The following is a 13609-nucleotide window of genomic DNA, read 5'->3' as shown; positions in this document are numbered from 1 at the left end:
GCCGTTTAACTATGAGGCGCAACCAGTTCTGCACGCTGCCGCCCAGCAGCCCGAAGACCCGCCCCGGCGTCCCGCCCGAGATAGGAGCCGTCCGCCCGCTGCCGCCCGCCGTCCGGTGCGACGACGAGCCGGTGAAGGATGCGCCGCTCGGCGAGCCGATGACGACGGTGGCTCGCCTCAGCCGATGTGCACGATGACACTGCCCGCCGCCGGAAGATCGGGCAACGTCACGCTGTCGCTGCTGATGACCGGGCTCACCGCGTCGGTCTCGACGCCGTCCGCTGCGGTAGTCGTCTCACAATGAGACGCGCGCCCCCGATCGCGCGGGCTCAGATGGGTCATGGAGCTGGCCGGGTTGGTGGTCTGGTTCGGCGCGCTGGGCATGATCGTGGCAGCGCTGAACGTGGTGGCGCTGCGCGTGGTCCGGCCGGACGAGGTGCCCGGCTACGTGCGATGCCGGATCGAGTGGTGGAGCGCGCACAACTCGGCGTTCCTGCTGGGGAGCGTGGGCCTCGCGGTCGTCGGGCTGGTCGGGCTCGCCGCGTTTTAAGACCACGGCGAATGTTCAGCCCGAGATCCTCCGCCCAGCGACCCGCCAGGCTCAGCGGACGACGTGCGACTGATGCGGGGCCGGGGGTGCCGGGCCGGGGATGCCGGGGGCGGGGATGCCGGGCCGGGGATGCCGGGCCGCGGGGATGCCGGGCCGGGGACGCCGCGTGGATCTCGCCGGGCGCTTCGCTGCCGAAGTCTGAAGGCCTTCTGTTCGTAGCGCGCAGGTAGTCGCCACCCTTCGCCCGCGGGCGCGGGCGCTTGCAGGGCAAATGTTCGCTGCGCGCAGTTGGTCGCCATCCTTTGCCAGGCGGGTGCCAGGGTCGGCCGGGCTCGCACATCGGGATGTCTGGCACAAAGTCCATTGCCGGCGCGGCGGTGGGGTCAGCCCAACTGATGGACTGACCAACAGCCGAACCAACCAAGCAGATGGTCTAGATGACTGCCAGGAGGTAAGCGTTCAGGGCGATGATCAGGACGGCTACCACGCCGGCGGCCAGGGTCGTCAGACGGTGGTTGACGAAGACGCCCATGATGTCCCGGCGGCGGGTCACCAGCACCAGCGGGACCAGCGCGAACGGGATGCCGAACGACAGCACCACCTGCGAGATCACGAGGCTGTCGGTGGGCGGCAGGCCCAGCGCCAGCACGATCAGGGCCGGCGCCATCGTCACCGCCCGGCGGACGAAGATCGGGATGCGGCGGCGGATGAAGCCCTGCATCACGACCTGGCCGGCATAGGTGCCCACCGAGGAGGACGACAAGCCGGAGGCCAGCAGGGCGACCGCGAACGCCAGCGCCGCGCCGCCGCCGACCATGCGGCCCAGGCCGTCGTGTGCGGACTGGATGGCGTCGTCGGAGGCGAAGAACGGCGTGTTGTGGAACAGGGACGCGGCGACCACCAGCATCGAGAGGTTGATCAGGCCGGCCGCGCCCAGGCCGATCAGCACGTCGAGGCGCTGGAAGCGCAGCAGCTCGCGCCGTTCGCCGTCGTCGCGGCAGGCCACCCGGGACTTGGTCAGGGCCGAGTGCAGGTAGACCACGTGCGGCATGACCGTCGCGCCGATGATGCCGCAGACCAGCAGGAGGCTGTCGCTGCCCGCGAGGCGCGGGACGAGGCCGGACGCGGCCGCCCCCGGGTCCGCGCCGACCACGATCAGGTCGTACAGGAAACCGAGAAGGACGATCCCGAGAAGGCCGGCGATCGCCAGCTCGAAGCGGCGGTAGCCGCGCTGTTCCAGGGCCAGGATGCCGAAGGCGACCACGGCCGTGATCAGCCCGGCGGGGAAGAGCGGCACGTGGAACAGGAGGTAGAGCCCGACGGCGGCGCCCAGGAACTCGGCCAGGTCGGTCGCCATCGCGATGATCTCGGCCTGCACCCAGAGGCCCAGCGACACCGGGCGGGGCAGGTGCTGGCGGCAGAGCTCGGGCAGGTCGCGGCCGGTCGCGACGCCGGCCTTCGCGGAGAGGTACTGCACCAGCATCGCGGTGAGGTTGGCGAGGACGATCACCCAGATCAAGGTGTAGCCGAACTTCGCGCCGGCGGTGAAGTTCGTGGCGAAGTTGCCCGGGTCCACATAGGCGACGGCGGCCACGAAGGCCGGGCCGAGCAGCGCGACCGTGCCCCGCAGCCGGCCCCGAGCCCGTATCTGCTGGAATACGGACTCGGGGGCGATGGTGCTCATCGAGGCGCTATCCGACCGACGGGCCGAGGCCCAGCGACTGCGGGGTGCTGGAGTCGGGCGACGGCTGCCGCAGGCCCTCGTCGAGCTCGCCGATCTCGGTCATCAGCGCGGGGCTGCCGCCCCACGGCGTCTGCTCCTCGGCCACCAGCGTGTTGGTGGTGAGCAGCAGGCCGGCGACCGACGCGCCGTTCTCCAGCGCGGAGCGGGCGACCCGCAGCGGGTCGACGATGCCCATCTCGATCATGTTGCCGTAGCGGCCGAGCAGCGCGTCGAAGCCCTCGTCCGGGCCGAGCTGCGAGATCCGCTCGACGACCTCCTGGCCGGAGAAGCCGGCGTTCGTGGCGATCAGGAACGCCGGCTCGGGCAGCGCGCGCCGCACGATGTCGACGCCGGTGGCGTAGTCCTCGTCCTTGATCTCCATGTTGTCGAGAGCGTCCGCCGCGTGCAGCAGTGCCGCCCCGCCGCCGGCCACGATCCCCTCGGCCATCGCCGCGCGGGTGGCCGACAACGCGTCCTCGACCCGGTGCTGCAGCTCCTTGAGCTCGGCCGGCGTCGGCGCGCCGACGTGGATCACGGCGACCTTGCCGGTCAGCGCGCCGATCCGCTCGGTGAGAACGTCCTCGTCCGCCCCGAACGTCGCGCGGGCCAGTTCCGCCCGCAGCTGGGTGACCCGGAAGTCGATGTCGTCGGGGGAGCCGCCGCCGCCCACGATCGCGGTGCGCTCGGACTCGACCCGTACCTGGTCGGCCCGGCCCAGCTGATCGAGCGTCATGGTCTCGAGGGTGAACCCGGAGTGCCGGCTGAAGACCGCGCCGCCGGTGATCGCGGCGATGTCCTCGAGCTTGTGCAGCCGGCGGTCGCCGAAGCCGGGCGCGCGCACGGCCACGCACTGGAAGATGCCGTTGACGTGGTTGTGGGTGAGCATCGACAGGGCGGTGCCCTCGACGTTCTCGGCAATGATGATCAGCGGCCGCGGCGCCCGCATGATCTTGTCGAGGATCGGCATGAGCTGCTGCACCTTGGTGATCTTCTCGCTGCACAGCAGGATGTACGGGTCGTCGACGATCGCCTCGAGCCGTCCCGGGTCGGTGACCATGTAGGGCGACAGATAGCCGTTGTCGAACTCGAAGCCCTCCACGAAGTCGACGCTCATCCCGTGCCGCTGCGACTCCTCGACGGTCACGATGCCGCCGTCGCCGACGGTGTGCAGCGCCTTCGCGATCACCGAGCCGACGTAGTCGTCGTCGTTGGCCGAGATCGCCGCGACCCGGGTCAGCTCCTCCTCGCTGCTCACCGTCCGGGCCACCGCGCGCAGCCGCTCGACCAGACGATCAACTGCAAGATCAACACCCCGCTTGACGCGTACGGGGTTCGCACCCGACCCGATCGCGGACATGCCCTCGCGGATGATCGCCTGAGCCAGCACCGTGGCCGTGGTCGTGCCGTCGCCGACGATGTCGTTCGTCTTGATCGCGGCTTCCTTGACGAGCTGCGCGCCCATGTTCTCGAACTGGTTCTTGAGGTGGATCTCCCGTGCGATGGTCACGCCGTCGTTGGTCACCACGGGCGAGCCGGTGATCTTCTCGAGGATGACGTTCCGGCCTTTCGGCCCGAGCGTCGACTTGACCGCCTCGGCCAGCTTGTCGACGCCGGTCTGTAGCAGGGTTCGCGCGTCCGCGCCGAATCTGAGTTCCTTGGCCATCACGGTCTCCTTAGGGAAGGGCCTCTTCGCCCTGGCCGTCGGTGTCGTAGCGGTGCCGCAGCATGCCGCGGCAGATGCCGGTGTTCGCGTCCAGGCTGGTGCGGGTCAGGCGGGCCTTGCGCAGGTGCAGCGGCACGGCATCGGTGCCGATCGGGGTGCCGGTGAGCGGGTCGATCAGCAGTGGTGAGTCGTCGCCGGCGGGGAGCCCGAGCTCGTGACGCCGGCGGCGCAGCCGGTCCAGCGCGTTCGACGGCGGCAGGTCGCCCAGCACGGCCGCCGCCAGCGAATCGGGCGAAAGGCCCAGCGGGCGGCATACCTGGTCGGTGCCGGCCATGACGGCCTTACGCAGGAAGTCGGCGCGCAGGCTGTCGAGCTCGTCGACCGCCTCGCCCTCGAACGACCGGATAAATCCGGCGCGGGCCGCGACCCCGTCGTTGATGGCGTCGGACGCGAAGTGATCGTCGAGGATGACGGACGTCCGCCGGACGTCGTCGAGGGCGGAGACCGCGTCGTACGCGTCGGCCACCATCAGGTAGGCGAAGTTGGGCGCACAGAAGTACGTCGGCAGCCGCAGGTGCACCTCGGCGGTGCCGTCCTCGGCCACCGCCGCGGAGGCGACGAAGCCGAGCGTCGTGATCGGCTCGTCCAGCTCGGGATCGCGCACCCCCGCCAGAGCGGCGAGGATACGCGATCCCACGATGGCGCTGGTCATGCCGGCGTGGCCGCCGGCGACTCCGAGCTGACACCGACGGCATCGTCCCGGGCCGCCGGAGTCCCCTCGCCCGCGCCGAGCTGATACTCCTGCGGTACCTCGATGCCGTAGAGCTTGGCGGCGTTGAGGCCGAGGATCTTCTTCTTGGTGGCGGTGGTGACCCTCGGGAAGTCGTCGAACTCCTCGCCTGGGTAGTCCCAGTCGACGAAGCCCTCGATCTGCCACTTGGGTTCCCAGATGCCGTAGTCGCTGCCGAAGGTCATCTTGTCCTCGCCGACCCAGAACAGCAGCTCGCCCATCACCTTCGCGAAGAAGCGGGGGCGCGCGTGCATCAGGCCGCCGATGACCACCGACAGTCCGGCGTACACGTTGGGCTCCTGCGTCGCCATGAAGCAGAAGTCCTCGATCCGGGGCAGGCCGACGTGCTCGACGATGAAGTTGAGCTCGGGGAAGTCGGTCGCGGCGTGGTCGACGTCGGAGACGTCGAACGCGTCCTTGTCCAGCGGCCAGATCGTCGGGCCCTTGTGCACGTGGATGTTCTTGATACCCAGCTCCTGGCACTTCTCCAGGTACCGGTACGCGCCGGCGTCCTTCAGCGTCCAGCCGCGCGAGCCGTTGTTCCACTCGGCGGTGTAGAGCTTCACGCCCTTGCTGCCGAAGCGGTCGACGTTCTCGGCCAGCTTCTTGAGCCCGTCGTCGCCGTCGCGCGGGTCCCACCGGGTGTTCGCGATGAACTTGCCGGGGTGCTTGGCGCCGAGCGCGGCGTTGCGCTCGGTGGTGTTGAACCCCTCCTTGTACCACTCGGTCAGGTACGTCGGCTGGAAGATCGCCACGTCGACGTAGCCGTCCTGGAAGACGTCCTTCATGAGGTCGTCCTCGGTGTAGGCCATGAATTTCTCGATCGGCCAGTGTGTCTCGGCGGGGCCGAGACCCTGGTACGCGTGGAAGCACTCGATCCAGCCCTTGGCATACTGCTCGGCCCCCGGCACCCAGTTCGACGGTGCCGCGTTCCAGTAGTGCATGTGGCTGTCGACGACGAAGTACTTCTCACCGTCCTTCTCGTACAAGGCGCCTACCTCCTCTCGGCCTGCAGGTCGAAGCCGATGTACTCGGCCGCGTCCTCCGGGTTGGCGAACATGATCGTCCGGTCGTCCTCGTGGATCATGCGGCCGTAGTGGGTCGACATGTTCTCCTCGAACTGGGCCGCGTCGAAGTAGCCGGGCTCCTCGCCGAGTGCCTCGGAGACCTCGTCGTAGACGACGTCCATCCGGTTGGTCGCGTCGACCCGGATCATCGAGGGCAGCGGCGTGACCCGTACGTTCGGCTTGTCGCCCATGACCTCGGCCACGACCACGCCGACCTGGTTGTTCATCAGCGTGAAGCCGCACATGTTGGACGCGGTGTTGTCCGACTTGTACGGGCTCTCCGCGATCTTGAACTGAGTCATCGGTCCAGCTCCTTCGGGAGTTCCAGGCCCAGGTCCTCGACGATGCCGCCGAAGCGGCTCTTGACCCGGTCGAGCGCGTCCTCGAAGCGCATCGGCTTGCTGTCCGGCTGCGACCACAGCGGCTGCAGTGCCCGGGCGGCGGGAATGGTCAGCCCGACCCAGTTGGCCAGCCAGCCGTTCATGGTCCGGTTGTTGTGCTCGGCGAACTCACGGTCGTTGGCGAGCAGGTCGAAGATCGCCGTGGTGTAGCGCAGGTCCCGCTCGGAGAAGTCGAACTCCTCGGCGCCGACGATCGTCGGGGTGATGAAGTCGCCGTTGCGCGGGGCGGCCTGCATCACCAGCTGGCTGCGGAACAGCTCGCCGATCAGCGGCTGGAAGACGATGTTGGCCGCGAAGATGGCCTCGGCCCAGTCGTCGATCCCGGTCAGCCGTTCGGCCAGGTCGCGTACGCCCTGCCAGGACGGGTCCGAGTTCCAGGTGTCCAGGTGGGCGGCGCCGAAGAAGCCCTCGATCTCCTCGTCCAGCGTGAGCTGGTAGAGCGCCAGGTCCTGAGCGGCCCGGATCAGGTGCATGCTGTTCACCGCGATCGCGGTGTTGTGCATGTTGGTCGGCCCGCGGCGGTTGGCGTTGGCGAACAGGTACAGGCCCAGGCCGTGGTCGATGTGCATCCACGCGCCCACGTGCTGCTGCACGAACCGCACCCAGTTCGGGTTCCACTGCTCGAACGCCTTGGCCTGCTTGGCCGCGTCGACGTTCGCGTTGACCTGCCGCACCACGTTGGCGTTGTAGCGGTAGAGCGACAGCTCCCACTCCTCGTTGGGGTCGCGGAACTCGTGCCAGCCGTGAGCCGGCCACTCGTAGCCCTTGCCGCCGGATCCGGGCCCGCGCTCGGGCTCCGGGCGGCCGCTTCCCCAGGCCTTGAGGGCGGTCCACTCCAGCGGGTAACCACCCCGGCCGTCGGCGAACCCGTAGAGCCAGCCCTGGGCGAGGTAGTGCCGGGGATCCGGCTGCACCTCGACCGTGACGTCCTCGTAGTGGGTCTGCTTGCGCTTCTGCGGGACGTAATAGTTGAACCGGCGCGCGTTCGAGTCCGGGAATTCCTTGGCACCGGCCTCGGCGTCGGTGAAGACGGGCTTGGGAACGCTACGTTCCGGCGCGGTCGTCATCAGTCCTCCCCACCTGTGGTCGTGAACTTGTCGTAGTAGATGTGCTTCTCCGGCGCGCCCAGCGAGGCGAGCAGCGGCATGGCCGCCTCGACCATCGGCGGCGGCCCGCACAGGTACGCGTGGGCGCCGCGAAGATCGACCTCGTACCGCTTGAGCACGTCGGTGATGAATCCGACCTCGCCGTTCCAGTCCTCGCCCTCGATCGGCTCGGACAGGGCGGGCACGAACTGGAAGTCCGGGAGCTTCTCCCGGAGGGCCTCGATCTCGGCGACAAAACAAAGATCTTTTGCCGTACGGGCGCCGTAGTAGAAGACGGCTTTCCGGTCGATTCCGCGCTCGGCCATCGAGCGCAGCAGCGCGAGGATCGGGGCCAGTCCGGCCCCGCCGCCCACGAAGATCAGGTCCTTGCCGGGGGCGTCGCGCAGGGTGAAGACCCCGAACGGCCCGGTCAGGTCGAGCCGGTCACCGACCTTGAGCTTCGTGTCCAGGAACGAGGAGAAGATCCCGTCCGGGTAGACCTTGATGACGAACTCGAGCCGGCCATCCTCCTTGCTCGACGTGTTCGCCATCGAGAAGGAGCGGGTCACGTCCGTGCCCGGCACCTTGATGTCCATGTACTGGCCGGGGAAGAACGTGACCTCGGCCGGCTCGATCAGCTTGAGCACCAGGTGCCGGAGGTCGTGGGTCACCGCGTTGATGGCCACGACCTCCGCCACCGCGTTCACGATGGGCAGCCCCGAGCGGATCATCTCCTCGTCGAAGTTGAGCAGCTCGATCGTCACGTCCTCGTACACGTGCGCCCGGCACAGCAGCGTGAAGCCTTCCTCCCTCTCGTAGTCGGGCAGCGCGAACGTGGAATAGCGGTCGAGCTCGATGTCGTCACCGTCGAGGACGAACGACTTGCAGGCCGCGCACTGGCCCTCCTTGCACCCGTGCATGAGCATCAGCCCCTGCTCGGATGCGGAGCGCAGCACGGTCTGCTCCTCGTCGACCTCGATCTCGATGCCGACCGGCTCGAACCTCACCCGGTGCTTCTCGCCCATCGTTGGTCAGCTGTCGCCGCGGTACGGGCGCCCGGCCGGGCCGCCGCGGATGTAGTCGGCGTGGAACTTGGCGCGCTCGTCGTCGCTCATCTGGTTGAGCAGGACGTTCGGGCTCAGCAGCGGATCCATCCGGCGCAGGTGGTCGAGCGTCCACAGCTTCTTCGGGTCGTCCAGGTTCAGGTGCGGCTGCGCGACCATGGTCTTGCCGTCATCGCGGACGAAGCCCATGTCGGAGACCACGTCGGCCCAGTTCCAGCCGTGGTACAGGGTCTCCCACTCGCGGGCGCCGATCAGCTGGCCCATGTTCGGCGTGTTGCGACCCTGGAAGGTGGGCCGGAACGCCTCGACGTCGGTCCAGCGGCAGGCCTCGTGGCAGTACGTGCGCCACTGCCCGTCGACCTCGGCCATGACCATGTCCTCACGGACCAGGCACGGGACCATGCAGACCCAGCAGCGGTGCGGGTACTGGTAGTCGACGTCCTCGGCGACGATCGGGTGGTGGCCGTTCGGCGTGGACAGGCGGTTGTACTGCTCCCACCACTTGCCGTACCGGTCGTACCAGCCCGGGTACTTGAACTCGAACCACTCGAAGTCCTTGTCGGTCATCGGGTCGATCCGCCAGTAGTTGGCCAGCCAGCCGGTGGCGAAGAACTGGGCGACCTCGTGCACGTAGCCCTTGTTCCAGATCTGGTTCCACGCCTCCTCGATGAGGTCGTGGGGGATGACCAGGCCGTACTTCTCCAGCGGCACGAGGTAGCTGCGGTAGTAGTCGTCGTAGATCCAGCGGCGCCACATCTCGGCGTACGACTCGCGGTCCTTGCGCCGGTCCTTGGTGCCGTACTCGATGAACGTGCCGATCGCGGCGTCGACGACGCGGTGGTTGTTCCACCAGGCGTACCGCAGGTCGCGCTCGAGCAGCTGGTGGTTGCCCTCGTCGGCCAGCGCCATCAGCAGCGTGGCGTAGCCGTTGCTGATGTGCCGCGACTCGTCCGACTGGACCGAGTGGAAGACGGTGGGCAGCAGGTAGTCGCCGTTCGCGGCGGCCTCGGCCGGCATCGCGACGAACAGGGTGTTGGTGAACGCCGTCTCGGCCACGATGGTCAGGTAGATGCTGGCCGCGGTGATCGCGTCACCGGTGATGAAGCCCTCGGCGAACTGGCGGCCGATGGTGCCGCAGTAGTCGTTCTGGAAGTTGCGCAGGCTCGAGTTGAAGCCGGCCGGGTCGATGTAGTTGTTCATGTACAGGCGCTTGAGGTTCTGCTGGATCGTCGAGTGCCGGACCTCGTCGATCATCTGGATCGCCTGGCCGTTGTGCAGCTCGGGGTTGGGCACGTTGCGGAACAGCAGCGGCATCGCCCGGGCCGCCGAGATCTCCGGCAGCGGGATGATCGACAGGAACAACTTCTGCCATTCCAGCCAGCGCTCCTGCACCTGGCGGAACATGTTGCCGCGGATCGCGCCGTCCGACGCGCCGTACACCCGGTGGTCCTTCTCCTCCTGCATCGGGAAGTACGACCGCAGAACCTGCTTGAGCGGGTCCTTCTTCTGGGCCTTACGGAAGGTGTAGTCCGTTCCGTAGTGCGAGACCGGCTGGTGGTACATCGGTTCCCAGGACAACTCCTGGATCTTCTGATGAGCCCTGGCCACGCTCTGCCGACTCATGAGTCACTCCTCATCTGTGGCTGCGTCCTTCAGCGGGATCACACCCCAGCTCCCGGCCGTCTGGGGTCTCACATTGAGCCGTTCTCGCTCTAGCTCCCGTTTTCGCTCTCGCCGAAGACCGCGGCTCTGATCTCGGCCAGGTGGCGTTTCACGTTCTCGCCGGCCTGGCGGTCGCCTTCCGGAGCCGGTTCGATGCCGAACGCGCGCAGCAGGTCGGCCGCGGGCGCGCCCGGATCGGCCCCGCCCAGCACGGGATGCAGCCCCTGGGCCGCCAGATGGTGGAAGACCACGTTGACGACGGTCCACGGGTTGTAGGTCTCGGGCGCCGGCTCCATCACCCGACCCCATCGCGGCATGCGCGAAACGGGGGTCTCAACATGAGACGAACACGGTCGATCCGGCGCGTAGCGTGTAACCAGCGTGAAACAAGGGGGCGCCGATGCCACCTTCCTCAATCGAGCCCGGCGAAGGCTCCCGCCTCGCCAGGACCAGGGAGCAGTTCCTCACCGCCGAAGAGATCGAACCCAACCAGGTCCGGGACGCGATCCTCGCCTCCTGGTGGCGGTCCCGCCGCTGGAACGTCGCCGCGGACCGGATAGACCTGGCCTACCAGCGTGACCCCGATCTGGACACGCCGCTGAGCCGCAGCGCGCTTCCGGTGCTGCGGCACCTGCGCGAGCATCTCGACGGGCAGCCGATCAGCATCATCCTCACCGACCAGGCCGGCCTCGTGCTGACCCGGCTGGACGCGGGCCGTGACCTGGACGCGCACCTCGACCGGGTCAAACTGGCGCCCGGATTCAGCTACGCCGAGGAGTACGTCGGCACCAACGGGATCGGCACCGCGCTGGAGGGCGGCCGGCCGATGAACGTCTTCGGCCACGAGCACTATGCCGAGCACCTGGAGGATCTCGCCTGCGCGGGCGTGCCGATCCACCACCCGATCTCCGGCAAGACGGTCGGCGCGGTCGACCTGACCTGCTGGCGCAAGGACGCCGACCCGCTGCTGCTCGCGCTGGCCAAGACCACGGCCGGGCAGATCCAGCAGGCGCTGCTCGCCGACAGCGGCATCCGCGAGCTGGAGCTGCTCCAGGAATACCTGCGCACCTGCCGTCGTACGGCGGGAATTGTCTTTGCCCTGAACAACGACGTCGTGATGATGAACGACAACGCCCGGCACGCGCTCGACCCGGCCGAGCAGTCGGTGCTGCTGGCCCAGGCGGCGGAGACGCTCGCCGGGCGCAACCCGACGGCGTCGCTCGAGGTCGAGCTGCCCAGCGGCGTGAAGGCCCGGATGTACTGCCGCCCGGTGCGCGGCGAGGGCCGGCTGACCGGCGGCGTCGTCCACGTGAAACTGGGGGAGCAGCGAGCGGGCGTACGGCTCGACGCCGTGCCCTCGCCGCGGATGTTCCTGCCCGGCCTGGTCGGCTCCGGCGGTCTCTGGCTGCGCGGCTGCCACCAGGTGCGATCCGTGCACGCCACCGGTGAGTGGCTGGCGCTGGAGGGCGAGGCCGGTGTCGGCAAGCTCGCCGTGATTCGCGCCGTCCACCAGCACGAACGGCCCGGCGCCCACTTCGCCGTCATCGACGCGGCCGCGGCCGAGCGGGGCTGGCTCACCGACCTGCGCCGGGAACTGGCCGGAGGCGAGGGCGCGCTGGTCATCCAGCACGCCGACCGCGTCGCCGGCCCCACCCTGCGGGCGCTCTCCCGGCTGCTGGAACAGGCCCGCGCCGACGGACCGACGCCGTGGGTCGCGGTGACCCTGAGCCAGCGCCACGACGGCGGCGAGCTGGCCGACCTGCTGCGCTTCTTCCCCAGCACGGTCGAGCTGCCCCCGCTGCGCTACCACCTCGAGGACATCGCGGCTCTGGTGCCGTTCTTCCTGGCCAAGCTCGTCCCCGACGGCCGCCTGGTGTGCTCGCCCGAGGCACTGCAGATGCTCAGCCGGTCGAGCTGGCCTGGCAACATCGAGCAGCTCTGGCAGGTGCTGCGCAACATCGTCCAGCACCGGCGCAGCGGCGCGATCCTGCCCGCCGACCTGCCGCCCGAGTGCCGCACGGTGAGCCGCCGCCTGCTGAGCCCGCTCGAGGCGATGGAGCGTGACGCCATCGTCCGCAGCCTCATCGACTGGGACGGGAGCAAGATCAAAGCGGCGGCGGCCCTGGGCATGTCCCGCGCGACGATCTACCGCAAGATCCACGAGTACGGCATCGTCGCGCCCACCAAATAGGGTCCGTCTACTCGGGGCGGACGTTGTGGTTGCCGGCGAACAGGTTCTCCGGGTCGTACCGGCGCTTGACCTCGGCGAGGCGCCGGTAGGTCTCGGCCGGGTAGACCGCGGCCACGTCGTCGTCGGTGGCCCCGGTCTGGAAGTTGGAGTAGGCGCCCGCGACGTGCGGAGCGAGCCGCGCCCACAGTGACTCGAGGGCGGGACGGGCGGCCTCGATCGCCGGGGCCGGGCCGATGGTGGTGGTCGCCAGCATCAACGTGGCCTGCCGGTACGCGTAGGCGGTGGCGTCGCCCGGCACGCGAGACACCGCGCCGCCGAGGCTCCGGAGGACGATCACCGGCGACTTGCCCGACGCACCCGTCTCGACCAGGATCCGCAGGAGGTCGGCCGTCGAGTCGGGCCCGGCGAAGGCGCTCCGGGTCACCAGCTGGATGCCGGGCGGCGGGGTCATGCCGTCCTCCAGGACCTCCGCGTACGGCTTCAGGGCCACGTCGTCGACGAGCACGGTGCCGAGCCGGCGGATCGGGTCGATCGCGGCCGCCGCGGCCAGCGCGTCGTCGCCGTCGAAGACGAGGTGGATCTCGACGGGTGCGGCCGGCCCACCGGTGAAAGGGTTGGCGAAGCTCGTGATCGTGCTGAGCTCCTCGGGGGCGCTGCGCTGGTAGTCCGCCCAGCCCTGGAGCACGGTTGCCGCCTCCGACGCCGGGAAGGTGATCTTGCCGTGGAAGACGTCGGTCGTCGGGTGGGCGGCGAACTCGAACGCCGTCACGACCCCGAAGTTCCCGCCGCCGCCGCGAAGCGCCCAGAACAGCTCCGAGTTCTCCGTCGCGTCCGCGCGCACGACCTCGCCGGAGGCGGTGACCACCTCGGCGGCGACCAGGCTGTCCATGGCCAGGCCGTACTTGCGGACCTTCCAGCCCATGCCGCCGCCGAGCGTGAGCCCGCCGACGCCGACGCTCCGGGTGTCGCCCGAGGAGATCGCGAGGCCGTACGGGGTCAGAGCGGCGGTCACCTGACCCCACGTCGCGCCGCCCCCGATGCGTACGACATGGTGGGTTTTGTCGATGACCTCGACCTCGGCCAGCTCGCTGAGATCGAGCACGACGCCGCCGTCGTTGGTGCTGAAGCCGGCAAAGCTGTGACCGCCGCCGCGCACCGACAGCGTGAGCCCGGCGGCGGCGGCGAATCTGACTCCTTCCCGCACGTCGGGAACGCTCTTGGGGCGCAGGACGACGGCCGGGCTGCCGATGGCGAGCACCGACCGGCGGGCCGATTCGTACTCGGCGGCGCCGGGCTCGATGATGTCGCCGCCGAAGTCACTTGCCAGGACTGAGCTCATGATTCCTCCGTCTGATGTCTTCGCTGAACAGACACCCGACGAAGCGAATCGAGGCGATGTGAGACCTGAGCCCG

The 13609-nt window shown here is 69.0% G+C and carries 12 protein-coding genes; 2 read left to right on the top strand and 10 right to left on the bottom strand.

Annotated features, from left to right (window positions below; translation table 11 throughout):
* The first annotated feature begins 340 nt into the window (after positions 1-340).
* A complete protein-coding gene (locus A3CQ_RS0101560) occupies positions 341-550 on the top strand; it encodes a hypothetical protein (protein ID WP_020509153.1) in 210 nt (69 codons plus the stop codon).
* Positions 551-983: 433 nt separating this feature from the next.
* Here the strand turns inward: A3CQ_RS0101560 and A3CQ_RS0101555 are convergent, their stop codons facing one another.
* The 9 genes from A3CQ_RS0101555 to A3CQ_RS0101515 form a co-directional block, all read right to left on the bottom strand.
* Positions 984-2234 carry an Nramp family divalent metal transporter gene (locus tag A3CQ_RS0101555; RefSeq protein WP_020509152.1) on the bottom strand — a complete coding sequence of 417 codons (1251 nt, stop codon included), beginning with the start codon at positions 2232-2234 and terminating at the stop codon, positions 984-986.
* A gap of 7 nt (positions 2235-2241) precedes the next feature.
* Entirely contained in the window at positions 2242-3936 is a 1695-nt protein-coding gene (gene groL, locus A3CQ_RS0101550; protein WP_020509151.1) for a chaperonin GroEL, read from the bottom strand.
* A 10-nt stretch (positions 3937-3946) separates the two neighbouring features.
* Positions 3947-4633: an iron-sulfur cluster assembly protein gene (locus A3CQ_RS0101545; protein ID WP_211216433.1), complete on the bottom strand. Its 687-nt coding sequence runs from the start codon at positions 4631-4633 to the stop codon at positions 3947-3949.
* Between the two features lie 11 nt (positions 4634-4644).
* A complete protein-coding gene (locus A3CQ_RS0101540) occupies positions 4645-5715 on the bottom strand; it encodes an amidohydrolase family protein (RefSeq protein ID WP_020509149.1) in 1071 nt (356 codons plus the stop codon).
* A 5-nt stretch (positions 5716-5720) separates the two neighbouring features.
* Positions 5721-6095: a propane 2-monooxygenase effector subunit MimD gene (gene mimD, locus A3CQ_RS0101535; RefSeq protein ID WP_020509148.1), complete on the bottom strand. Its 375-nt coding sequence runs from the start codon at positions 6093-6095 to the stop codon at positions 5721-5723.
* Entirely contained in the window at positions 6092-7261 is a 1170-nt protein-coding gene (locus tag A3CQ_RS0101530) for a ferritin family protein (protein WP_020509147.1), read from the bottom strand. Before A3CQ_RS0101530 ends, mimD begins: the two co-directional genes overlap by 4 nt.
* Positions 7261-8286, bottom strand: a complete 1026-nt coding sequence (locus tag A3CQ_RS0101525) for an FAD-binding oxidoreductase (protein ID WP_211216432.1) — start codon at positions 8284-8286, stop codon at positions 7261-7263. Before A3CQ_RS0101525 ends, A3CQ_RS0101530 begins: the two co-directional genes overlap by 1 nt.
* Before the next feature lie 24 nt (positions 8287-8310).
* A complete protein-coding gene (locus A3CQ_RS0101520; RefSeq protein WP_085944277.1) occupies positions 8311-9966 on the bottom strand; it encodes a ferritin family protein in 1656 nt (551 codons plus the stop codon).
* An 89-nt stretch (positions 9967-10055) separates the two neighbouring features.
* A complete protein-coding gene (locus A3CQ_RS0101515; RefSeq protein ID WP_211216431.1) occupies positions 10056-10322 on the bottom strand; it encodes a hypothetical protein in 267 nt (88 codons plus the stop codon).
* 83 nt (positions 10323-10405) lie between these two features.
* Here A3CQ_RS0101515 and A3CQ_RS0101510 point away from each other — a divergent pair, with 83 nt between their 5' ends.
* A complete protein-coding gene (locus A3CQ_RS0101510) occupies positions 10406-12196 on the top strand; it encodes a sigma-54-dependent Fis family transcriptional regulator (RefSeq protein WP_020509143.1) in 1791 nt (596 codons plus the stop codon).
* Between the two features lie 7 nt (positions 12197-12203).
* On the opposite strand, the gene A3CQ_RS0101505 is transcribed toward A3CQ_RS0101510, so the two are convergent.
* Positions 12204-13535 (bottom strand): FAD-binding oxidoreductase, encoded by a 1332-nt coding sequence (locus A3CQ_RS0101505; protein WP_020509142.1) that lies wholly within the window; start codon positions 13533-13535, stop codon positions 12204-12206.
* Between the last annotated feature and the right edge of the window lie 74 nt (positions 13536-13609).

The organism is Paractinoplanes globisporus DSM 43857, assembly GCF_000379645.1.
GTDB lineage: Bacteria > Actinomycetota > Actinomycetes > Mycobacteriales > Micromonosporaceae > Actinoplanes > Actinoplanes globisporus.
This window is presented reverse-complemented; position numbering and strand designations above follow the sequence as displayed.